Here is a 22879-nt window from a genome sequence, read left to right as displayed (position 1 = left end):
CCTCGCTTTCCGGGTTTTTACTTTTCCTGCTCCAGCAGAAATCCCGTTTCTTCCAATGAAGTGATGCGATAGACGCCTTTCATGCGGCGTGAACCATCGGTTTTTCTTTCCGCCACAATCACATAATCCAAAGACATTTGAATCAGCCTGCGGATCGCAGAAAGACTCCATTGCGGAGCCCCCATCTGAATCAGCATTTCCAGACGTATCAGCGCCTGGCCCGCATCCTGCGCGTGCAAGGTGCCAAAACTGCCACTGTGGCCGGTGGCAAGTGCCATTAAAAAGTCCTTGGCTTCCGCGCCACGCACTTCACCCATGACCATGCGATCGGGCCGCAAGCGCAAAGAGCGTCGCACCAATTGCGCCTGATCCACGGAAGGTAAAACCCCTTGGGGATCTTCGCGGGTTAAAAGTTTCAAGCTGGCTTTGTTGGGAAGGGAAATCTCAGAGGTGTCTTCGATCACCACCATGCGTTCGTTTTCCGGCATCAGATTTAAAAATGAATTCAGCACCGAGGTTTTTCCAGATCCCGTGGGCCCCACCACCAGAAAGTTCTTACGGCGTTTTACAAGCTCTTCAAAAAATGGCAGGCAGTCGGCCGGGCACCATTGATGTTCCGCCAGTCGGGCAAAGCTCCAGGGATTTTTAGGATGGCGACGCAAGGTCACATGGGGATGAGTCTGCGTCAGTTCAGCCCCAATCAGGCTTAGACGGAAATCCCCAAAACGGCCATCAGCGCAGGGAAACTCGGTGGTGATGTGGGCTTGGGCGGCATGGCTGAGGCGATCCAGGAAATTGCGATAGCTGGTGTCGGAGAAAAAACAGTCCGGATGCTTCTGCAGGTGACCGTTTCTTTCAAGCCAGATGGCCGAAGGGCCATTGATCAGAATCTCTGTGATACCTTCATCCGTCAGCAGGCTTTCAATCGGGCCCCAGGCGTGCATTTCATTTTGCACCCGCGTTCGTGTCTCGGGGGCGGCGGAAGCCGTGTGCAGTTCCAGAATCTGCTCAATACGCTGAGAGCGCAGTTTGTGCTGCTCTTCGGAGCTGAGCAGAAACTCATTCAGCGGAAGCTTCAGAATATCTTCATGAATTCTGTCATAGAGGTGTTTGGCCTCTGTCATCATAGGCGCCGACCCTGCAAAGTGTTCAGATGCTGGGGCATCGGATTTTCCTCGCCCTCGCGCAAAATAGAAGGTCGTACAAAGATGACAAGCTCAGAGCGGTTTTCCTTAAAGTCCTTGCTGGCAAACAGCGCCCCCACCACCGGCAGGCGTGAAAGCAGGGGAAGCCCTTCGGAACTTTTTCCGTCTTCGCTTTTTAGCAGACCTGACAGCGCAATGGTCTGCGGTCTGGTCAGATCAAAGTGGCTGGAAACCCGGTTGGTCAAAATTCCGGGAACATCATCGACTTTGCGAGAGTCATCCACGGTGGAAACTTCGGTTTCAATCGAGATGCTCATGCGTCCGGCGGCGTCCGCTTTGGGTTTGACCCGCAGTAAGATCCCATAGCGCTTCCACACGATGTCCTGCATTTTATAGTTCATGATCTTGATCGGGAATTCGCCCCCCGCCAGAAACTCGGCCTCTTTTCCGCTGCGACAAAGAATGTTCGGGCTTGCCAGAATTTTCCCCTGGCCCTGAGCCTCCAAGGCGGTCAGGTTGAAAGGAAGTTCATCCCTTTCCCAAACTCCGTCAGGCATAAGCTTGGCGGAATAACCCGCCGGCGGGCGCAAGCCGTACTTCAGGGAAAAGTCTTTTTTGATTTCGGCGACAGTGATTTGCACCTTGATGGTCGGGGCAATATCCAGACTGGTTTCGTCCTTTAGCAGGCTGACTCCAAAGGGCATCAGAAGCCTGCTGTATTTTCGGAAGGTCTGATCGGTGCCGCTGACTCGGACTTCCAAGGCAGGTTCAAAGATCAGTGTTTGCGGCGGCAAATGCGCCTTGTAAAACAAATTGCTGAAATGCTCTTGGGCCAGTTGCTGCAAGGAAGCGGTCATCCGTGCCCGCATTTGATAGTTCAGGTTTTTTGTGCGCATATGATCCGCCAGATGAATCCAGTCCTGCAGGCGATACAGCTGGCCCTCAATCAAAAGATCACCTTCTTTTAGGGACGCGTGCAAACCCACGCGCGTTTTCAAATATGTTGTCAGATCCTGAAAGGAGTCTTTCTTGGAGGGATGCAGAACCTGCACGCTGTAAAGGACGGCGCCCACTTTAACCGTGGTGAAGCCTTCGCGACGACCCACCAATAGAAGCCTTCCACCCTGACCTTCGGCGGTCAGGATTTCGCGGTCTTGAATCCACACACGATCCTGCCCTTGCAAAGGCACGGTCTTTTGTTCGCCCAGCCCCAGCACCAGCGCGGTCTGAGAGTAAGCAGGGAAAGAAATAAGCATCAGGAAAAACAGCAAAGTTTTCATGTGCGGGCTTTAAAGCAAAGCCCGTGCAGAGTTGTTGGCGGGATAGTGCGGGGTCAGAGCCGCGGGCCGGACACCCTAGGCCAGTGGCAGTTCAAAGAAGACCATCACACCCTGAGCCGTGTTTTTAAACTGCAGGTGGGACTGATGCGACTTTAAAATAGACTGGCAGATCGTCAGGCCCAAGCCCGTTCCGGTGGAGTGGTGCATGACGTCCTCATCAATAAAGAAGGGCTTCATGATTTTATCCACGACCGAGGAGGGCAGGTGAGGGCCGATATTGGAAACCACAAAGCGCAGGTTGTTGCCGCTTTTCATGCTTTCCAGATGAATCTCGCTGCCATCAGTTCCGAATTTTGCGGCATTATGAATTAATCGCAGCATGACTTGTTTGATCAGGCGAACATCGGCGGTGACGGCCAGCGGTTCGAGCTTGCTGACAAGCTTTTGCTGTTTTTTGTTCAGCAAATCCTGCACTTCTTTGCTGACGGCTTCGTCAAACTGGGTGAAGGCTACCTGCTGCATGTCGATTTTCAGTTGATTGGTTTCCGCACGCACCACCAGCAGAACATCTTCGACCAGGGTTTTCAGGCGCTCGGCACTGCGGGTGATACGGTTCACCATCAGTTTGTCTTCGTCGTTCAGTTTTGATTCCGCCAGCAGCGAAGAAAAACTCAAGATCGAAGTCAGCGGAGTTTTCAGTTCATGGTTGATCAGAATCATGAAATTGGATTTGGCAACATCCAGGCTTTTAAGTTCTTCCAAGGCGCGCGCCAGTTCTGTGTTTTTCGCTTTCAGTTCCTGACCCAGGACATAGCGGTCGATGGCGTGCTCCACGGTGTTTGAAAGATCCACCGGGTCCCAGGGTTTGGTCAGGTAACGGAATATCTGACCTTTATTCACAGCACTGATCACGGATTCCAGATCGGTGTAACCGGTCAGCAAAATACGCACAGTCTCAGGATGAGACGTCAGAGTTTTTTCCAGGAATTCCACGCCGGTCATTTCTGGCATGCGCTGATCGGTGATGATAAGAGCCACGGGGCCCGGATGTTCGTCCAGCACTGCCAAAGCCTCTTTCCCAGAGGTGGCTTTTAAGACGTTGTATTTCTTTCGGAACAGGCGTTCCAGGGCGTCAACATTATCCACTTCGTCGTCGACACACAAAATTGTGCTTTTAATCATATGAGGTAGTGTAGGATCTGGAAATAGCCAGTGCAAAGGATTTCCAGCTGGTCCATCGTACCGTCCGGGTCGAGTCCTGCTAAATGTGAGAAATATGCTGGTCGACAGTCCAGATTCATAATCTTTCAACATTTAGACCGGGAATGCATCAAGTTGAAGCGCTATTCTGACGAAGAGTGGAACGATAGAAGTTTTTTTATTCCTTTTCAGGAGATCGTGTATGAAGTTTTGGATGCGCATTGCAGCTCTTTTCACTTTGGTGATGAGCTATGCAGTTGGTGCTCAAGCCCAATCATGGGGCACAGGGATGTACGGTGGCATGCAAGCCTGCCCGTATGATTACTCTGCTGGTGCCGGTTCTTCCAGCTATCTAGATGAAATCAAAGAAGCTCAGGCTGAAATCAGCGAAGCACAAAAGCAGCTTCGTGCAAAACAATCTGAATTGAAGAAGATCGACAGATCCCTGACTCGTTCCCGTAAAGATGTCGAAGACGTGGTATCTGAAGACTATACAGAATTGATGTTTGAGCACATCGAGAACAACGTCAGCTGTAAAGAGTACAAAGGCATGGGCGCGAGTGATGAGTTCATCGCTCAAGGTCAGGAAGGTGATGCTTCCGTTCAGGCTGGCGGCACTCGTGAAGTTCACGGCTTTAGCATCCAGGAATGGGCGCGCGTTTGTGATCCGAATAAAAACGGTTCTGTGTCCGGTACGGTTTGTTCCACTCCAAAATTCCGTCAAAGTGAAAAAGGTCGTGCAACGACTGAAGATTGTAAAAAAGGTCTTTCTGATTACAAAAAGGGTTATTCTCAAAGAAACAAAGTCACTCGTGAAATTGATGCTTTGAAGAACCTGATCGACAACAGAAAAGAAGACATCAAGATCGCGAAAGAGGATTACGCTGATGAACAGCGTGAACGTCGTCGTGAGATCTCTGAGGGTGGCGTGTGCGTTGACTGTATCGCGTCCGGCTCCGGTTATCAGTATCAGAAACCAGAAACAAACTGGGGTTCTGTGATCGGGAACGTCGCTTTGGGTGGTTTGTCCATCCTTGCTGGTTACAAAACAAATCAAATGATTGCTGACGCGAACTCCAACATTGGTTGGCCGACAGACCCTTGGGCATCCATGGGCTACGGTTACGGTTTGGGCGCGATTGGTACCGGTATCGGCCAGATGGTCGGTGGCGGCAGTGGTATCTATGGTTCTATCGGCGGTGGTATCGGTGCGGGTGCATTCGGTTGTGCCGGCAATAACGGTGGTGCCTACGGTATGATGGGTCCTTACGGCGGCATGAACGGCAATGGTATGTGGGGGAACCCATATGGTATGCCGGGCATGGGTGGCTTGGGCGGCGGTATCTATATGCCAGGGATGGGTCCTTGGGGTATGGCCGGTCCATGGGGCATGGGCGGACCTTACGGCGGCATGGGTGGTATAATCGGCGGTATGGCCGGTGGCATGATGGGCGCTTACCCTGGTGCGATGATGGGTGGTTACCCAGGCTCTATGATGGGCGGCATGGGTGGCATGGCCGGCATGATGGGCGCGTATCCAGGTGGCATGATGGGCATGGGCGCATTGGCTAGTGGAATTATCGGAGCTTACCCAGGTGCTATGATGGGTGGCGGTATGATGGGTGCTTACCCAGGCGCTATGATGGGCGGTATGGGTGGCATGGCCGGCATGATGGGCGCATATCCTGGCGCAATGGTCGGCGGTCTCGCTGGTGGCATGATGGGTGCTTACCCAGGTGCTATGATGGGCGGTATGGGCGGCATGGCCGGTATGATGGGTGCTTACCCAGGCGCGATGATGGGTGGCATGGGTGGTATGGCCGGAATGATGGGCGGTATGCCTGGTGCGATGGTCGGCGGTTTGGCTGGCGGCATGATGGGTGCTTACCCTGGCGCTATGATGGGCGGCATGGGTGGTATGGCCGGAATGATGGGCGCATATCCAGGTGGCATGATGGGCATGGGCGCAATGGCCGGCGGTATGGCAGGCATGGGCGGCATGGCTGGTGGCATGGCGGGAAGCCTTGGTATGCTTCAGATGCAGCAGCAGATGATGCAAATGCAAATGCAACAGTATCAACAGTACATCCAACAGCAGCAGTCTTACATGCAACAGCAGGTTCAAAGACAGCAGGTTGTGGCAAGCTTGCAGCAGGAACTTTATGGATTGTTGTATAGAATCCAGCAAGTTCAATACGGCGTAGGCGGCGTGGGTGGCTCTATCGGTATTGGTATCGGTGGTGGCACAGGTATCGGTCCAACTCCAATTGGTGGTGGTATCGGCGGTCCTCAGCCGATTCCGGTTCCGGGTACAGGCGGGACAACAGGTCCGGCTCCAATCCCTTCTGCTCGCTAAATAACAAATTAAACAGTTAAATAAACTAAGGCCTTCTGCTAAAACAGAGGGCCTTATGCTTTTTAAAATCCCGCGTCTTTACGACAGTCATGTCCACTTTATCGCCACGGGCGAATTCGCTTCGGGGCTTCGTCTGGAGTCGATCACATCCCTGCAGGATCTGCAGAATCTGGATCGCACCAAGCCGGGATATTATCGTCAGCACTGGCTGGTGGGGTTTGGTTGGGATGAGCGTCAGTGGCCTGCACACGAACAGCCGCACAAAGATCTTCTTGATAAAGTCTTCCCCGATATTCCGGTTTATTTTGCCCGCATGGACGGTCACAGCAGCTGGTTGAATACCACAGCCCTCAAAGAAATGGGCCTGGAGTCCGCGACCGGCATTCTGACTGAAAAAGACCATCTGCGTGCCTGGGATCATCTGCCTTCGTTCTCTAAATCCCAGCAACGAGCCAACATCCTGCAAGCCTGCCGCACGTTCAACGCCGCAGGCTTCACTCACGTGCGCGACCTGAGCTGCACCGAGTCCCTGTGGAATATGCTGTGTGAAGTGGCGGATGCCGGCGACCTGACATTGGCGATCGAGGAAAACTTCACCTCTCATGACATGAATGATTTTGAGCGCATGCTGACTCTGGCGGTCGAGACAAAAAAGCAGGAACGTCCGTTGCTTCGTTCCAAAGGCATCAAGGTTTTCTATGATGGTTCTTTGGGATCCGAGACAGCTTTGCTCAGTCGACCATACAACGGGGAGCGTTCTGGCAATCAGGGTCGCATTCTTTGGGACCTGGCCGATATTGAAATGATCATGAAACGCACTTGGGCTGCGGGGCTTGAGTTTTCCGTTCACACCATTGGTGACGAGGCGGCTCATCACATTGTGCAGACCGCACGCAAGATCTCGGCACAAGGGGCTGTGGGTCGTTTGAATCTGGAACACGCGCAGATTCTGCGCCCGGAAACCATTCAGATGATGAAACCTTTGCATGTGCGCTGTCATATGCAGCCTTGTCATTGGTTGAGTGACCGTGTGTGGTTGATGGAAAAACTGAGAGAGCTTTACCCGTATGTTTTCCCGTGGGAGGCTTTGCGCCTGGCGCAGATCCCGATTTCTTTTGGTTGCGACAGTCCGGTGGAGCCATCGTCTTTCTGGCGCAACTATCTGGCCTTGGAGGAAAGCCCTCAGGCCCGCATTCGCAAATTCAACGGCGACATCACGGTGGTGCACGCACACCCGGATAAAACCTTTGCGCCGGATTGCCATTCGGTGATCGAGGATGGCGTGGTTAAAGAGGTTGTCTTTAACGGCAAAAGGATTATTTAAACGACGGTTTGTCGATAGTTATCTTTTTGTCTTTCATTGCATAGATTCCGCCACCCACAAGGATGGCCGCCGTGGGGATCAGCCACTTTTTATTTCTTTGCACCCAACTTTTTTCTGTTTCTTCATCGGCCTGATTGGTGGCTTGTACGCAGCTGGGAGTAAAAAACACCCGGGCCTGCAGGGACAGACTTATATCGTCAATTTGGGATTGAAAGCCGCCGCAGCCGCCTTCAATCAGGGCTTGTGGGGTGTTGGTTTGCTGCAAAAGCTGCGCAAATGTTCCATAAAATTTAACACTGGCGTGGGAGTCAGAAATCAGCGTGAAGTGATATGGAGCCTCGGTCACGATTCTTAGTCGACTGCTTTCTTCCAGCGGGATCAGCTGACTTTCCACCGCCAAAGCTTTCATCCACGGATTGAGCTTTCTTAGGTTTTCCAAAGACACCGTTTCGACAGCGCATGGTGTGGGGCCGGATTCCTGCTGCAACAAACTGAATTTGCAGTGCAGATTCCGCACCGAGCTTTGTATTTGCGGGGAGGGTTTTCCGCTTTGCCACTTTGAGGTCAGGTCCCGCAGAAACTGCAGACTTAAAGTTGAAAGTGCTGACTGCTGATTCAGACGAGTCAAAGTATCAAGCCCCTGCGGTACTTCATTTGGGGAAAGATCTGCCAGATGAAACAACTGCTGCTCCTGATCGGGGGCTTGTTGCAGCTTTTCAATTTGCACATCACCGTAGGACCGTGTGGTGGGGTTTTCCTGCAAATATTTTTTAAAGTCCGTCGGGGAGGCCGAGGGCGCCTGAATCAGAACCTGGGCCTGGGCAGTCGGCGCCAGAAGAAGGAATAGAATTGCAAACAGCGTTTTCATGTTGGTTCCTAGTTTTGATATTCGATGCGCACGGCTTTGCGCGGCGCTGACGCTGGAGTGACGCTGTTGCCGCGGGCTTCAGGGTTTTGAACAACGGCAATGAAGGGACCGCTAAAGCTCAGCAATCTTGGGCTTTCGCTGTCTTTGACCAGCACGGCATATTGCTGGGGGTTCAGGGGAGCGCGCAGCAGCTTCAACTTGCTTCCCACTTTCAATCCGCCTTTTTGCGTATCGTTGCTGGCCAGATAAAGATCCACGACTCCACCCATGTCACCCACGAGCGATGCCAGTGATTCGGCATTGGCAATTTCAATCGGCACCAGCACGTGGCCTGCAGGGATATAAGTGTCCACCGATGCGGGGGGCGCCACGGTTTCCAGCGGATCTTGTTCAGAATTGGAAGGGCTGCTGATAAAGGCGATCAGGCCGATCACCAGAAAACCCACAAGTGGCCAGTTACTTTTTAGATTTGAAACGGTCTTTTGAAACATAAGACTTCTCTTTTGTGAATTGGTGGCGTTGTTGCGCAGATTTTAGTTTTGAAAGATGGGAAAAGGCCGCGAAGAAAATCAGCAGCACCAAGGCCATCACCAGACAGACTTCAATGAGTATCTGCCCTTTGTTATTTGTGTTTTCCATTGTACGGGTCCTTTGGTCAAAGTGACGGCGCAGGCTTTTTCAAAGCCGAAATCCGCCTTCAGGAAACTGGACAAGGGCGGGCGCAGCGCGATTCGGTACTGCCAGCGTTGCGCCAAAGCCTGACGAAGTTCAAAAGACTGTTCGGGGCTGTAAGTCGGCGCCGTGTCCGGAAAGTCCGGACGGACCGCCAAGCGTGGGAGGGATTCATTTTCAATCTGGGTTTTGATCGTCAGGAAATTCAGCCGTGTCTGGTTTTCCCTGCTGGTGCGATAAAGCTGCGCACGGGTTGAGTTATGACTGCGCTGAAGCTGCAGGTTGCTTTGTTGGATCAGTTGTTTTTGCCGGGCTTCCAGAGCTTGGCGCCAGCTTTGAACCTGCAGCAGGCGCTGTTCGGCGGCTGCGATAGCGGCGGGATTTCCCGAGGCGACGGCGGCTGCCAGCTTTGCTTGAGCTGCCAGCCACTGGGTTTTAAGTTTGATGGATTTGGGATTCAGCGACAGCAGCTTTTCCAGATGGGGACGGACTTTTTCCTGCCCCTGCATTCCCTCACTGCGGCAGGTGTGTTTCATCGCCAGATCCAGTTGCAGGAAACCCATCAATGCCGCGACCAAAAACAGCCCGGACAACAGTATTGGCAGCAGGGCCAATATCAGGATGGCGGCAAAACCGTTTTGATCCTTCATTACCAGCCCCGGCTGGTCAGTCGCAGTTCTTTCGAAATATTGATTTCCGGTTGAAGTGCGATTTCGATGCGCCCGGAGCTGCCAGTGATGGACCTGTTCAGGCGAACATTGAACCGGGTGTCTTTAAACACCAGCTTTTGCAGACTCTTTTCCAGATGGTTTTTACAGGTGGATACTTGCACGGATTCAGCACAGATCAGGGCTTCATGCAGTTGGTGGTCAGCATAATAGAAAATCATCGTGCGATAGAATAGAAAAGCCAGTGCCGTGCCTGTGGCTAACAGCAGCGGCAGCACCAAGGCCGCCTCCAGCAGAGCTTGTCCTTTTTGATTCAGGGATTTCATATCTATTTGCTGTCTGATTTCGAGTTGACGGAGCCTTCAAAGAAATCGCTGAAGTCGCGCTTCTTGTACATGGTGTCCGTGACTTTGTGAGCTTCTTTCTTGCGGCTGTCGGTTCCGCCCAGGGCTTGGGCCACATTGGCGAACTGAACGTCGATGTTCGCACCGACAACTTTGATGACGGAAATACTGCCGACGGCAACGATGGCGACAATGATCAGGTACTCAACAAGTCCCTGGCCTTTTTTATTTTTGATGATGGTTTGAGCTTTCATGATTTCTCCTGTGGCAGGAGGTGAAAGCAAAGATCGGACAGGGGCGGGGTGCGATTAAAGCAAAAAAAAAGTCCGGAGGTCCGGACTTTTTGGAGAACTACTTCTTTTTAGCTTTTGTAGCTTCAGCTTTCTTGGCAGCGGCTTTTTCTTCTTTGGCAGCAGCAGCAGCTTCTTTTTTTGCGCCGGCTTTTTTAGCCTTACGCTGGATAATAATACGATCCAAGATATCGTAAGCTTCTTTTTGAAGGTCGTTTTCGAAGATAAAGCGGTAGAAACCTTCGATTTCCGGGCTTTGACGGAACTTCTTCAGGGACGTAGGAAGGCTGTCAGATTGAACGAAGTCAATGGAACTACCGTCTTTAGAAAGCTTAACTTTTTCAGCCATTTAGAAAATCCCCTTAGTTATAGAGGGTTTGTAACCCGATAGCCCCGGCTGACGCAAGTAAAAACCGGGTCTTGGCAGCTTAAAGACGACGAGGGTAAAGATGTCGTGGAGAAACGCCAAAGTGGTAATAAGTATTGAATTTTGTTCAGAAATGACGCAAATTTAAGGCTCAAAAAACAGGGGAGGTCATGGTGCTGATTCTTGACGGAAAAGAAGTCGCGAAAGAGGTGCGTGCGTCCCTTGTTCCCCGAGTGGCAAAGTTTAAAGAAACTTATGGCCGGGCTCCTCAGCTGTCGGTCGTCATTGTCGGCGACGATAAGGCGAGCCACGTTTACGTTAAGAACAAAAAAATCGCCTGCGAAAAAATCGGGATGACCTCCACGATCCATACTCTGCCGGCCGAAACCACCCAAAGCGAACTGAATCAGATTCTAAGCAAACTGAACAACGACAATGGCGTGGACGGCATTCTGGTTCAGTTCCCGTTGCCGAAGCACTTGAGTTCCGACGAGGTTTTGAAGCTTGTTTCCGCTGAAAAAGATGCCGATGGTCTGACTTACGAATCCTTGGGTTATTTCTTTGCCGGAAAACCCCTGGTCAGCCCGTGCACTCCGGCGGGAGTGATGGAGATTCTGAAACATTATCGAATCCCGGTGGAGGGGAAAAAGGCCGTGGTCGTTGGTCGCAGCAATATTGTGGGAAAACCCATGGCTCTGCTCTTGACTGAAGCCAACGCGACAGTCACATTGTGCCACTCCAAAACTTCCAATATGTCAGAGCTCACTAAGCAGGCGGATTTGGTTGTCGTCGCGGCTGGTAAGGCCCGACTCTTGGGTAAAGAAGATTTTAAAAAAGATGCGATCGTGATTGATGTGGGTATGCACGGCTCAGGCCAGGGCGGAAAACTCTGTGGAGATGTTCGCTTTGAAGAGCTTGATGGCTGGGCGAAGGCAGCGACTCCGGTTCCAGGTGGTGTAGGTCCGATGACCATTGCCATGCTTCTGAAGAACACCTGCCAGTTGGCGGAGCAACGCGCCCGCGACCCTCAATTCTAGTTCAGAGGAATTTATGTACAGCGGATTTTTGAAAAATGTTTGGTATGTGGGAATTCCAAGTGCAGAGCTGGCGGTGAATAAAGCCACGGCCCGCAAGATCTTGGGTGAGCCCATCGTGTTCTATCGTGATTCTAAAGGCAAAGTGTCGGCGATGCGTGATATCTGTCCCCACCGTGGCATTCCGCTGAGCTATGGCCGCGTGGTGAATGATCAGATCGAATGCCCTTATCACGGCTGGAAGTTTGACGGCACCGGCATGTGCACCGAGATTCCTTCCCTGTGCCCGGATCAGGAACTGAATCCGAATAAAATCAAAGTGCGCTCTTATCCTGTTCACGAAGCTCAAGGCCTGATCTGGGTCTTTGTGGGTGACAAGGACTATGATGTTTCCAAAGCACCGGCGATTCCGGTGATGAAAGCGTTCCCGGCGGATGTGAAACCGAATCTGACTTACGTGGTGAACTTCCCATGTCACGTCGATCACGCGGTGATCGGCCTGATGGACCCGGCGCACGGTCCTTACGTGCACAAAAGCTGGTTCTGGCGTTCTGAAAAAACCATGCTGGAAAAGAAAAAGAAATTTGCTCCGGTAAATTACGGTTTCCAGATGGTTCGTCACCAGCCTTCGAAAAATTCCAAGGCTTATAAGATCCTTGGCGGCACTCCGACGACCGAGATCACCTTCACGCTTCCTTGCGTGCGTGTCGAGCATATCGAAGTCGGTCCTCGTAATTTCTATTCTTATACGGCGCTGACTCCGGTGGATGAAAACAACACGCGTGTGACTCAATTGGCGTACTGGGACATCCCTTGGCTGACACTTTTGAAGCCGGCGATTCATCAATTCTCTAAAAAGTTCCTGGGTCAGGACATGGATGCGGTGACCAAACAGCAAGACGGTCTACGTTATGATCCAAGTCTGATGCTGATCAAGGACGCCGACACTCAAGCCAAGTGGTACTATGCTTTGAAAACTGAGTACCATGACCATCTTGAGGGTAAACGTGAATTCAATCACCCTGTGAAAGAAACTGAGCTTCGCTGGAGAAGTTAAGATGCTTCGAGGAACCGGAATTTGCCTGGTTTTGCTGTTCTCACTCAAAGCGCAGGCTTTGAGTTTGGAACATTTCGGTGAAACCTCCATCAAAACCGGTACCGAGTTCAAAAAGACCACCATCGGTGGTCTTTCCGGCATGGTCTTCAATGGCGACACCTTGTGGGCGCTTTCTGATGATCGTGGAAAGTTCGGGGAGCCTCGCTTTTACGGCTTTGACCTGAAGATCTCGGGGAAGTCTGTTTCTTTAAATCCTAAATCCGTCAGCTTTATTTCGGGCCTTCCCAAAACCGGGGAGCGGGCCGCGATTTTGGATCCCGAGGGGCTGGCGCTGTTGCCGTCAGGGGATTTGCTGGTTTCTTCTGAGGGCGACAACAACTCCAAACCCCGCGAAATGCCCCGGATCTTTCGTATAGATCCGCAAGGGGCGTGGAAAGCTGACCTGCCCATTCCGGCCAAGTTTTTACCTGAATCCATCGGCCAGCAAAAGCAGGGCGTGCAGAACAACCTTTCGTTTGAGGGACTCTCAAGTTCCAATGACGGAAAGGTGCTGTTTGCGAGTGTAGAAACTTCCCTTTTTCAGGATTATGTCGCCGGGGAAGAGGAAAAAGGCGACTGGCTGCGAATTCTCAAGTACGAAGACAAGCCTGAAAAAGGCTATCAGCCGGTGGCCGAGTACGCCTATCGCCTGGATCCGTTGAAAGACGGGCATGGGGGAAAAGAAGTCTTCCGCGGGGCTTCGGAAATCCTGGCTGTCAGTGAAACAAAGCTGATTGTGCTGGAACGCGGAGTGCGCCTGCTGCCGAAAAAGATCTGGGCCAATACGATCACGCTGTATCTGGTGGACCTTGCCAAGGGCACGGACGTTTCGGGTGTGAGTAAGTTGGAAGGTGCGAAGTTCACGGGTGTTGAAAAAACAAAGCTGGTGGATTTTGAATCTGATCTTGGTAAAAAACGTGGCGACAAACGTGTGCAGAACTTTGAAGCTTTGGCCTGGGGGCCGAAACTTCCGGATGGCCGGCGCAGTTTGCTGATAATGAGTGACAATAATTTTTCAAAAAAAGAAATCACCGAGTTGGTTGTTTTCGCAGTTGAGGGTGAATAGTTTATGATGACAGTGTGGCGTCTTCGTCAGGGAGCCGATAAAAGAATTCGCAGTGGACACCCATGGGTGTTCTCAAACGAGCTGCTGGTAAGCCCTAAGGGTCATCCCGCAGGTGCGGCGGTAGAGCTTCAGGATTCCAAGGGGCAGTTTTTGGCCCGCGGTTACGGCAATCCTCATTCCCTGATTTCTTTCCGTGCGTTGAGCTTCAACAGCCAGGACAAGGATCCTACCAGTTTTGACTTCCTTCATGAAAAGATCTTCAACTCTTGGCGCGTAAGAAAGGCTGCGGGCTTCCGTGGCAGCTTCCGTCTGGCGTTTGGCGAATCTGATTTCATCCCAGGTTTGGTTCTGGATTACTATGTGATCGTACAAAACGGCAAACGTGCTCAGCTTTTTGCTGCCCAGTTGGTGACGGCGGGAATGAACGAAGCCCTGAAGGATGCCGAAGGCTTCTTCAAAGGTTTGGCTGAAAAAGCTCATGCGCAAGGTCTGTCCGAGTTTGGCTGGGATCAAACGGCTGTGGTGATTCGTAACGACGTGGGTGTGCGCAAGCTTGAAGGCTTGCAGGTTGAAGAACCGCGCCTGATCAAGGATCTGCCGGACATGAACCTGCGCGATGTTGAGATCGTGCTAAACGCCGCAGGTGACGACGGCACCATCACCATGAGCTGTGATCTGGTTGAAGGCCAAAAAACGGGTTTCTTCCTGGATCAGACTCACAACATCTTCCTGGCAGTGGGGTTATTTAAGAACTGGGCCAAAACCCAACAGCCGCGCAAGATCCGTGTTTTGGATCTGTGCTGCTATGTCGGTCACTGGTCCACGCAGATCACACGTGCTTTGAAGTCTTTGGGCTTTGAAGTGGAAGTGTCTTTGGCAGATATCTCCAAGACCGCATTGGCTTTCGCGAAGAAGAATGCCGAACGTGAAGGGGCGGAAGTCATCGTTCACGAAATGGACGTGTCTGAAGGTTTGGCGGCTTTGCCAAGCACTCACTATGACATCGTGATCGCGGACCCACCGGCGTTTATCAAATCCAAAAAAGACATCCCAATCGGGAAGCACGCTTACCTTAAGATGAACACGCACGCATTCCGTCTGGTCAAAAAGAACGGATTTGTGGCGTCATGCTCTTGTTCCGGTTTGCTGGAAGAAGAAGAATTCCGCGATGCCATTCGTAAGGCGTCTTTGAGAAACTACGCCGAACTTCGCAGCGTTCTGCGCGGGGGCCATGCGGCTGACCATCCGACACTGATGCAGTTCCCGGAAGGGTTCTACCTAAAAATGTACGTCCACTACGTGCATTAAGGCGGTCGCTGAAAACGGCCCATCCGACTGCGTTGTCGGGGGCCGTCTTGCTCTCCGACGTGCTAGGAGCACGCCTCCGTGGCAGCCGACCCCCTCCGCCTTGCGGCTGAACCGTTTTGAGCAACCTTTGATATTGGTTTAAAAGGTACCTACTTACTTTTTCCGAAGCGATGCGTTTAGTTTTTTGCCGAAAAGCCTCTGTCTCGAAGTGATGCAGCCTTTAAGTTAAATTTTGTTTATGCCGATGTAGCAAGAGTGGGGTTGTGAATGAAGAAGACTCTCTTTGAAGCTATCGGTATCGCTGATGAAACAATTGAAAAAATTAAAAACGAATCGAAGTCCCTCTTCGCGGTAGGTGTTTCATCTGCTTCAGTTATATCTCAGCAAGTGTCTTCAATGGATTGGTTTCAATCCTTGAATACCTATAAGTCTGAAGTATCAAAAGCTATGGATTCCGATTTTCTGAAATCAGGCGTCGGAGCGATTGATGCTGATACATTGCTTAAGTTTTCACCCTCTAACCATAGGATACTTGATGGCGGACACACATTCTTTGAATCGATCGAGCGCGCCAGACAGATTGGGAAAGAGAACGACTGGTCGAATTCTGAAATATTTCAAGAATGGTCAAAAGCATATTTTACGGATCTGTCCTCTCCGGCGGGAATGCCGGTTTTCGGCGATTTAACAGAGAACCTTTATCTAATCCTAAGAAAAGTCTTTGATGAAGAGACGGCCCGGGACTTGGTTACAGTTAATGGCCAGGAGGCTGTTGAAGCTATTCTTGCCGGTACGCTGAGTGCGGTGGGTTTGTTCTTTGCATGGAAGAAGGAAGACAAAGAGAACTTTTCAAAAACGATTGGTGCGCTATTGGTCGGCGGTGCAGTGTCTATAAATCCTTTAACTCTGGCAATTGCAGTTGTTGCCATGGCCATGGGATACAATTCTTTGGTATGTGGCAAAGCCATTTCGCGCGGAGGAATCATTGCTGGCGCCACCTTTACTGTTTCGGCGTTAGTGCCGGGTCCTGTGGTCGTCGGATTAATTCCAGCCATCGTAGTGGCCATCTATCTGAATAAAAAGATGGGCAAAGATTTTGATGCAGTCATTTTTGGCAAAAGAGCATACGACTATCTCAGGTCTGATGAGTTCAAAGTAAGAATGGATTATGCAATGAGCACTCTTGGCGGAGTTAGGTAAAGAAAGAGATCTTCTGGAAAATAAAAAAGGCCCGTTTCCGGGCCTTTTTTGTTTTTCCTAAACAGTCTCTTTCTTATCGAGATATTTACGTTCAAACCAGAAAGTGCCGGCGGGAAGCACGGCGGCTGCGAAGGAAAGAATTCTTTGTTTCATAGACCAGTTCAGTTCGCTGGCAATGAAGTTTGCCATCAGGATGTAACCGATGAACAGGAAACCGTGGATTGGACCCATGGATTTAACCAAAGCGGGATTGCCGGCCATGTATTTCATAGGCATAGCGATCAAAAGAAGAATCAGGAAGGAAGCCCCTTCGAGCCAACCCAAAATACGGAATGCTTGAATCATAAGTTCACCTCTTAGTCGTTCAGATACCCAATGTTAGCGCATTGTGCAGCAAAAATGTAACTGAGAGGCCGCAGCAAATCATTGCGGTCCGGCTGAAATGCGTTTTATTAGCCACTGGTGCAGGTCCTGAAGCATCTGCGGCGTGATGTGATGGTCTGCTTCATAACTTTCAAATTGAAAATCAAATGAGGCGGCCTTCAATACGGCCTCGGTGTTCAAGCCGTGAGTATAGGGAAGTTTGCTGTCCTGACGTCCATGCATCAGCAGCACTTTCGGTGAACGCGAATAGGTGCGCTCTTTGGCTTGCGCGGAAGTTTCCTGCAGTGTGCGCCCGGAAATGGCGACAAGGCCCTTGAACAGATCGGGTTCGGTCAAAGCCAAAGAAAGTCCCATGATCGTACCCTGGCTGAATCCCAGAACGAAAATATTCTCAGCGTCGATGTCCGGATTTTCTTTTGGCAAGGTACGAATGAAATCAATCAGGATCTTTCGCGATTGTTCGGCCTCTTGCTGGTTGTGCAAAGGACCTTGGGCAGTGAAATTCACATGAAACCACGCAAAGCTTCCGGCCCCCAAAACCAGAGGAGCGCGCAAACTGTAAACCGCAAAGCGGGGATCGAGTCCCTCAGTCAGTGAAAGCAGTGACTGCTCGTTGGAGCCAACCCCGTGAAGCAACAACAGCACGGGGGATTTTTCAGAGGATTTAACTTTTGCCGGACGATAGATGTATTGCAGGCTCATGACTTAGACCTTTCTGCCAAAGCTCAGCGCGCGCATCGAGATGCTTCCCATGTCAAAGCCTTCCAGCTCAAACTTCAGGTTGTCTTTTTCATCGGCGGCACCCAGCACATACAGCAAAGGCAGATAGTGATCCGGCGTCGGCACGCTCAGTTGTCCCGCCAGGGTTTTGGCATAGTCATCACCGATGGCTTTAAAATCGCGATCGATCAGACGAGCCTTCACCCATTCATCAAATTCTTCAGCCCAGTCAAAACCCTTGCGCGGCTGATTCCAGTCCATGCGACGCAGGTTATGAACGATATTTCCGCTTCCCAGAATCAAGACACCCTGTTCACGCAACTGGCCCAGGGTTTTACCCAGCTCCAGATGGAAACTTGCGGGCTCTGACATATCGATGGATAGTTGCACCACCGGCACGTCGGCCTCGGGATACATCTTGGCCAGCACGGACCATGTGCCGTGATCCAGGCCCCAGGATTTTTCATCGGCTTGAATTTTTGGATTCTTGGAAAGGCGGCGAAGCTCTGCTGCCAGTTCCGGATTTCCCGGAGCCGGGTATTGCATATCGTGCAGGGCTTGGGGGAAACCATAGAAGTCATGAATCGTGCGCGGTCGTTCCATTTGGGTGACCCAAGTCCCGGCGCTCAGCCAGTGGGCCGACACACAAAGAATCGCTTTGGGTTTTCCGATCTCTTGACCCAGCTCCAGCCAGCGCTGACCGTATTGATTGTCTTCGATGGCGTTCATAGGGCTGCCGTGACCGATAAACAGAGCGGGCATTTTTGCAGAGTCATTTTTGCGGGAGGGGTCGAAAATCATAAGCAGCTCCTTGGCCGAGGTCAGCTGACTAAGCCCGGCGACAGCAGCAAGGCTGCCGGCACCGAAAAGCAAAGATCTGCGACTGAAAGGCCGGGAAGGAAGTTTCATGCTTTGATTATCGGCTAGTTTTGACTGTTTCGCTAGGCCGCGGAAATGCAAATCACTGTTGCACGGGTGGAACAGTGCGCTTCTATCACATTGCATTGTGACTCGGTGAGGAAGCGAAGTTAGGCTTATTTCTATGAGAAACTTTTTTACCGCATCTCTTTTGTGTCTGGTGGTTTGTATCGTTGGCGGGCCTGCCCGGGCCGGAGCCGTTGAAGGCGCGTGGGTGGCGGAAAACTATATTTCTGGCGGCCAAGGATATCCGGGTCTGTTTCGTTCTTGGTATGTCTTTGCCAAAGATCACGTGGATCGTGTGATCTCGTTGGGTGCGCACTACTATAAAGTTAAATATCAAATTCAAAACAACGATGGCCGTCAGTGGCAACTTGTGAACCTCGAGACAGGTCTTGTTGAAACCCTCACCATCACCGAGCAGAATCTGGATTTGCAGATCTGTCTGGATGATCGGGACTGCGCTGTGCACACTCGCGTCGCGGCGCTGCCTGATTTTTATTTTCCTCAAGCTCCGTTGCCGACAGTCAGTTTGTCGGCTGAATGGTGTGTGAATGGCGATTGTGCGATGATCGAGTACAGTGACTATCAGGCCGAGCAGTTGTTCAATCGCAGATCTGATTTTTATGGAATTTCATACCGCTACGAAGCGCCTGGCGAATTGGAAGAGCGTCACGGAATACGTATGTTCGTGGATTCGACCTCTTACCGCCTTGAAAATCGTCCGGATCGCCTTGAGTCTTTTTCGACCATGTTAAGCTTCACTGCAATCCCAATGGGCGGCTCCAAGGTCGCCGAAGGCCAAACCCCCGTGCAGCGCCTGCAGGAGGGGTCTTTCGCAAGCTTGAAGGTGTCTGGTTTTGCCAAGGATATGTCGGTCCGCTTTATTCTTACGCAAAAAAAGCAGGGGCAGAAATAGCTCCTGCTTAAAGAATCTGAGTTCCTTGTGCCACAAAGCCCGCCGCTTCTGTCAGGCCGGAAAGCACCGAGTGGAAGTGAGACTGGGTTTGCAGTCGCTCCAGACCGAAACGCTTTTCAAATTCCTTCTGAATGAACGGCACTTTGGCAGTTCCGCCGGTCAGGCACACCAGATCCACCTGATCGGCTGTGACGTTTCCGTCCTTCAGGCACTGATCTAGGGACGCAAAGATGTTTTCGCGGGTGTCTTTGGCCCATTCGACAAACTGCGGACTGGTGAAGTGTTCGCTGATTTCCAGACCCGGATAATCGAATTCAAAATCCGTCTCATTGCTGTTGGAAAGAGCACGTTTGGTTCTTTCAATGTTTTCAAAGAACGGGAAGATCTGCTGGTCTTCGATCAGGACGAACAATCTTTCCACGGCTTCGGCATCCTTGGCGGTCAAAGAGCACTTTTTAACTTCACGGATGAATTCGTAAGTGTCTTTTTCTTTCAAGTGCACGATGTGCGCGGGATGATTCAGGCGCAGGGTCACACCTTTGGGCATGGTCATCACGTTGCTTCCCATCGGCAGGCGATAGCGGGACTTGGCACCAAAATATTCATTCAGCTTGTGACTCATAAATACGCTGTCCAGGGCATCCCCCGCCAGCGGGCAGCCATCGATGGCCAGCACGTCGTCTTTCGAGAACCCGGAAGGGCGCAGCTTGATCAGGGTGAAATCCGAGGTTCCTCCGCCAAAGTCCCCGATCAGAACAATCTTTTCTGAGGTCAGCTGGCGGCGGTAGTCAAAGGCGGCCGCCAAAGGTTCCGGAACAAATTGCACTTCTTTAAAGCCAGCGAAGGCCGCGGCTTTTTGCATCCGGTGCAGGGCAAAGCCGTCCGCCACCGAATCCATGGAATATCTAGCCGGTCTTCCGATCACGGCCTTGGTGACCTCAGTGTCTAAACTTTTTTCAGCTCGTTTTTTCAACTCCAGCAGAAAAACCCCGATCAGGGTTTCCAGGGTCAGGATGCGGTTGTCCAGAACCGTTCCCAGATAGTTCTGATTGGGCAGGTGGGACTTGAAAGAGCGGAACAGACGGCCTTCCATATCCTGCTGAATATACTGCTCAATCGCCTCAGCGCCATAGTAGCAAAGATCCGGGTTCGGGAAATAGAGCAGGGTCCGCATCATGGTCGGATCCGAGGCTTTTTCATCCAAAGTCAGGGCCTCATAACGCTTGCCTTGATGGTAAGCGCCTACCAGGGAATTACTTGTGCCGAAGTCGATGGATAGAAAAGTGTCTGTGCTCATTACAGTAGAATAACATGGCACCGGTTTTTATCGGTACCTATTTTCGTCACCTCGTTTTTCATCTTTTCAAGGGGAACACAAAAATCCCGGGTTTCATGGGGACCTTGGTATTCTGCGCCCGTCTCAAGGTCAGGAGTTTGAATATGAGTAAGAAACATATTGCAATACCTAGTCTGTTAGCTGCTTTGCTGGCGTTGTCGGCCTGCGGGCAGATGAAGGCTGGAGTTCATACATTCCACGCCACTCAAGGTACCAATCAGCTGCCGTCCGAAGTGAATAAGGACAGCTACGGCTATTATGGCTATGAAGAAGCCATGGGCACTGATGAAGAGGAAGTGATCGAAGTCATCGCTCCCAAAAAAACTCAGGCCCCAAAAAATGCGAATGCCACCAAGACTGAAACGGTGAAGGAAGAAGCGCCGCCTGCGGAGACGCCGAAGACGCCAGCTCCAAAACCACAGCAGCCAAAAGAGGAAGCTCCAAAGGTTGTAACTCCGAAGCCGGAGACCAAACCAGAAACCAAACCGGAACCGAAATCAGAACCCAAACCAGCCAAACCTGTGGTGCCGGAAAAAATTGCTGAAGAAGCCCCGGAAAACAGCGAAGAGGAACCTGAAGTTCCATCCATACCCCGCAGTCAGATGGTGGGCCCGGGTGTATTGAAGCCGACTGTTTATTACTTTGTGATTATTGATGAAGACAAATCAACCCTGTGCCCGGCAAACACCAAAAGACCTCTTTATGGTGAGGGTGGTAAGACGTTGTTGAAGGTTTGTCCAAAAACCGCAGCCGCGTGCTCACTGCAGGGCACCTGCGGAGTTGTGCAAAAAGGTGTGACTCACACATTTAACATCATCGGTAACTTCCAGGGTCAGGATCGTTTCTTTGAAATCCCGGAAGACGGCTGTCGTTTCGGTTATGGTGTGCGCAGCTCCTGTCTTGATCCGTTCTATACTTTGGCAGCGGATCTGACGATCTATAAGCCGGGTGAGGTGATTTTCATTCCTGCGGTGGTGGGTTTGGAATTGCCAGATGGTTCCAAGCACAGTGGCTACTTTGTGATCCGTGACCGTGGTCATGGCATCAAGGGGCTGGGCCGATTTGACTTCTTTACCGGGCACTACAGCTGGAACAACGCCAAGAATCCGTTTAAGAAGCTGGGCTTGGGCGATGTGAAAACCAACATTCCGTATTTTAGAATCAAGGGTGATGCGGCCAAGCAAGTGTTGGACTACAGATCGTATCCGGATCTTCCTCGTCACGCGGTCACCAAATAGTCCCGCGTGATCGAGGCCTGAGAAAAGGAAAGAACTAAGTTGAAATCTGTTGTTGCTGCTGAGGAACCGGAGTTCCCTGAACCTGAGCGGCAGCAACCTGAGCCATCTGCGCCACCGCCATCTGCGCGTGTTGCGCTTGCTGGTGGTAGTAGTTCAGCTTCGCTACGTATTCTTTCAACGCACCATTTTCTTGTTTCAAAACACCCAGCTGAGTCAAAGCCTGCTGCAGGTGACTGTAGTAGTCCTGCGCTTCCAGGGCTTTTTTATCCAAAGCCAGCTTCATTTCAACAATCTTGGTTTCTGCAACGGACATCAGATTCTTCAAAACGTCATTTTGCTGAGCCGCTGAAGCCTCCACTTCGCTGAAGGACGTTGAGATCTTTTCGATCTCTTCATTCAGAGAAGTGATGGTCTCATCACGCTGAGTGATGATGGTTTGCAGCTCTTCCACATTGTTCTGAAGGTTCTGGCGTTCACCTTTCAGGTTGTGGATTTCTTTTTCGAAATGGTCACGCTGTTCTTCCCATAGAGACTGTTCTTTGGCGAAAGCGCTTTTCGCTTTCATCAGTTCCATGGCGGTTTCGTCTTTCAACGCCTGATTCAGATCCAGGTCTCTTTGCAGTTGTTTGTTCTTTTCAAACAGTGCCTGGCTGTATTTCTTTTCTTCACTTTGCATTTGCAAGGCGCGCGCTTTCAGGCCCTGGATTTCCAGCTGCAGTTGCAGGCTCAGTTCCAAAGACTTCGCCAGATCGCCGCTCAGCTTGGTGTTGTTCGAGCGCTCCGCAATCAGTTGATTGGCAAGGCCCTGCAGTTGTGCGTCCAACGTTTCAGCACCGTAAGACACGTTCTCCAGGGACTTGATCTTCTCGCGAAGTTCTTCCTGGCTGCCTACCAGCTCTGAATGGAATTTTTTCATCTGAACTTGCATCTGCTCATACTTTGGTGGGGCTGGCACTGGACCGTCTTCCGGTTGTGTGCTTAGCTCATTGAGTTTGCCGCAGATCTCATCAAAAAGTTTTTCGTGATCAGGAACAGAGTTCGTCATAGACTTCATTGTGAAGCACAGACGGAAGTCAAGTCATCGAAATTTATTGACAAGAGTCGAGGCTCTCGATTTAGGTCCAGTGTTGAATATGCACGAGTGTA

At 51.2% G+C, this 22879-nt stretch carries 23 protein-coding genes; 9 read left to right on the top strand and 14 right to left on the bottom strand.

Annotation, left to right across the window (positions count from 1 at the left end; translation table 11 throughout):
* Positions 1 to 17: 17 nt before the first annotated feature.
* The 3 genes from BD_RS15140 to BD_RS15130 form a co-directional block, all read right to left on the bottom strand.
* Positions 18 to 1127 (bottom strand): CpaF family protein, encoded by a 1110-nt coding sequence (locus tag BD_RS15140; RefSeq protein ID WP_011165655.1) that lies wholly within the window; start codon positions 1125 to 1127, stop codon positions 18 to 20.
* A complete protein-coding gene (locus BD_RS15135; RefSeq protein ID WP_011165654.1) occupies positions 1124 to 2425 on the bottom strand; it encodes a type II and III secretion system protein family protein in 1302 nt (433 codons plus the stop codon). Before BD_RS15135 ends, BD_RS15140 begins: the two co-directional genes overlap by 4 nt.
* Before the next feature lie 75 nt (positions 2426 to 2500).
* The gene (locus tag BD_RS15130; RefSeq protein WP_041583624.1) at positions 2501 to 3607 is read right to left on the bottom strand and encodes a hybrid sensor histidine kinase/response regulator; all 1107 of its coding nucleotides are present in this window, start codon (positions 3605 to 3607) and stop codon (positions 2501 to 2503) included.
* 220 nt (positions 3608 to 3827) lie between these two features.
* Between BD_RS15130 and BD_RS15125 the strand changes: the two genes are divergently transcribed.
* On the top strand, positions 3828 to 5981 hold the full coding sequence (locus tag BD_RS15125; protein WP_011165652.1) for a hypothetical protein: 2154 nt from the start codon (positions 3828 to 3830) through the stop codon (positions 5979 to 5981).
* A 55-nt stretch (positions 5982 to 6036) separates the two neighbouring features.
* Entirely contained in the window at positions 6037 to 7305 is a 1269-nt protein-coding gene (locus BD_RS15120) for an amidohydrolase (RefSeq protein WP_011165651.1), read from the top strand.
* On the opposite strand, the gene BD_RS15115 is transcribed toward BD_RS15120, so the two are convergent.
* From BD_RS15115 to BD_RS15090, 6 genes are all read right to left on the bottom strand, one after another.
* Positions 7298 to 8173 carry a hypothetical protein gene (locus BD_RS15115; RefSeq protein WP_011165650.1) on the bottom strand — a complete coding sequence of 292 codons (876 nt, stop codon included), beginning with the start codon at positions 8171 to 8173 and terminating at the stop codon, positions 7298 to 7300. The two genes, BD_RS15120 and BD_RS15115, sit on opposite strands and share 8 nt — an antisense overlap.
* An 8-nt stretch (positions 8174 to 8181) precedes the next feature.
* Positions 8182 to 8664, bottom strand: a complete 483-nt coding sequence (locus BD_RS15110) for a hypothetical protein (protein WP_050792931.1) — start codon at positions 8662 to 8664, stop codon at positions 8182 to 8184.
* Between the two features lie 96 nt (positions 8665 to 8760).
* Positions 8761 to 9495, bottom strand: coding sequence for a hypothetical protein (locus BD_RS15105; protein WP_011165648.1), 735 nt, complete (start codon positions 9493 to 9495; stop codon positions 8761 to 8763).
* A complete protein-coding gene (locus BD_RS15100; RefSeq protein ID WP_048349786.1) occupies positions 9495 to 9839 on the bottom strand; it encodes a hypothetical protein in 345 nt (114 codons plus the stop codon). Before BD_RS15100 ends, BD_RS15105 begins: the two co-directional genes overlap by 1 nt.
* A gap of 2 nt (positions 9840 to 9841) precedes the next feature.
* A complete protein-coding gene (locus BD_RS15095) occupies positions 9842 to 10111 on the bottom strand; it encodes a Flp family type IVb pilin (RefSeq protein WP_011165646.1) in 270 nt (89 codons plus the stop codon).
* A gap of 97 nt (positions 10112 to 10208) precedes the next feature.
* The gene (locus BD_RS15090) at positions 10209 to 10496 is read right to left on the bottom strand and encodes a hypothetical protein (protein WP_011165645.1); all 288 of its coding nucleotides are present in this window, start codon (positions 10494 to 10496) and stop codon (positions 10209 to 10211) included.
* Between the two features lie 188 nt (positions 10497 to 10684).
* Between BD_RS15090 and folD the strand changes: the two genes are divergently transcribed.
* From folD to BD_RS15065, 5 genes are all read left to right on the top strand, one after another.
* Positions 10685 to 11551, top strand: a complete 867-nt coding sequence (gene folD / locus BD_RS15085) for a bifunctional methylenetetrahydrofolate dehydrogenase/methenyltetrahydrofolate cyclohydrolase FolD (RefSeq protein WP_011165644.1) — start codon at positions 10685 to 10687, stop codon at positions 11549 to 11551.
* 13 nt (positions 11552 to 11564) lie between these two features.
* On the top strand, positions 11565 to 12605 hold the full coding sequence (locus BD_RS15080) for an aromatic ring-hydroxylating oxygenase subunit alpha (protein ID WP_011165643.1): 1041 nt from the start codon (positions 11565 to 11567) through the stop codon (positions 12603 to 12605).
* A gap of 1 nt (position 12606) precedes the next feature.
* On the top strand, positions 12607 to 13710 hold the full coding sequence (locus BD_RS15075) for an esterase-like activity of phytase family protein (RefSeq protein WP_011165642.1): 1104 nt from the start codon (positions 12607 to 12609) through the stop codon (positions 13708 to 13710).
* 3 nt (positions 13711 to 13713) lie between these two features.
* Complete coding sequence (locus tag BD_RS15070; protein WP_011165641.1) at positions 13714 to 15018, top strand: class I SAM-dependent rRNA methyltransferase; 1305 nt, start codon at positions 13714 to 13716, stop codon at positions 15016 to 15018.
* 267 nt (positions 15019 to 15285) lie between these two features.
* Positions 15286 to 16218 carry a hypothetical protein gene (locus tag BD_RS15065; protein ID WP_011165640.1) on the top strand — a complete coding sequence of 311 codons (933 nt, stop codon included), beginning with the start codon at positions 15286 to 15288 and terminating at the stop codon, positions 16216 to 16218.
* Between the two features lie 57 nt (positions 16219 to 16275).
* Here BD_RS15065 and BD_RS15060 read toward each other — a convergent pair whose 3' ends face one another.
* The 3 genes from BD_RS15060 to ygiD form a co-directional block, all read right to left on the bottom strand.
* The gene (locus tag BD_RS15060) at positions 16276 to 16563 is read right to left on the bottom strand and encodes a DUF3817 domain-containing protein (RefSeq protein WP_011165639.1); all 288 of its coding nucleotides are present in this window, start codon (positions 16561 to 16563) and stop codon (positions 16276 to 16278) included.
* A gap of 78 nt (positions 16564 to 16641) precedes the next feature.
* Positions 16642 to 17304: an alpha/beta hydrolase gene (locus BD_RS15055; RefSeq protein ID WP_011165638.1), complete on the bottom strand. Its 663-nt coding sequence runs from the start codon at positions 17302 to 17304 to the stop codon at positions 16642 to 16644.
* A 3-nt stretch (positions 17305 to 17307) separates the two neighbouring features.
* The gene (gene ygiD, locus BD_RS15050) at positions 17308 to 18084 is read right to left on the bottom strand and encodes a 4,5-DOPA-extradiol-dioxygenase (RefSeq protein ID WP_173362291.1); all 777 of its coding nucleotides are present in this window, start codon (positions 18082 to 18084) and stop codon (positions 17308 to 17310) included.
* Positions 18085 to 18364: 280 nt separating this feature from the next.
* Here ygiD and BD_RS15045 point away from each other — a divergent pair, with 280 nt between their 5' ends.
* Positions 18365 to 19159: a hypothetical protein gene (locus BD_RS15045; protein ID WP_011165636.1), complete on the top strand. Its 795-nt coding sequence runs from the start codon at positions 18365 to 18367 to the stop codon at positions 19157 to 19159.
* A gap of 7 nt (positions 19160 to 19166) precedes the next feature.
* On the opposite strand, the gene BD_RS15040 is transcribed toward BD_RS15045, so the two are convergent.
* Positions 19167 to 20456: an Hsp70 family protein gene (locus BD_RS15040; RefSeq protein WP_011165635.1), complete on the bottom strand. Its 1290-nt coding sequence runs from the start codon at positions 20454 to 20456 to the stop codon at positions 19167 to 19169.
* A 143-nt stretch (positions 20457 to 20599) separates the two neighbouring features.
* Here BD_RS15040 and BD_RS15035 point away from each other — a divergent pair, with 143 nt between their 5' ends.
* Entirely contained in the window at positions 20600 to 21733 is a 1134-nt protein-coding gene (locus BD_RS15035; protein ID WP_231839203.1) for a 3D domain-containing protein, read from the top strand.
* Positions 21734 to 21767: 34 nt separating this feature from the next.
* Here the strand turns inward: BD_RS15035 and BD_RS15030 are convergent, their stop codons facing one another.
* Positions 21768 to 22778, bottom strand: coding sequence for a coiled-coil domain-containing protein (locus tag BD_RS15030; protein ID WP_231839202.1), 1011 nt, complete (start codon positions 22776 to 22778; stop codon positions 21768 to 21770).
* Positions 22779 to 22879: the final 101 nt, after the last annotated feature.

Origin of the sequence: Bdellovibrio bacteriovorus HD100, assembly GCF_000196175.1 — a bacterium.
GTDB lineage: Bacteria > Bdellovibrionota > Bdellovibrionia > Bdellovibrionales > Bdellovibrionaceae > Bdellovibrio > Bdellovibrio bacteriovorus.
This window is presented reverse-complemented; position numbering and strand designations above follow the sequence as displayed.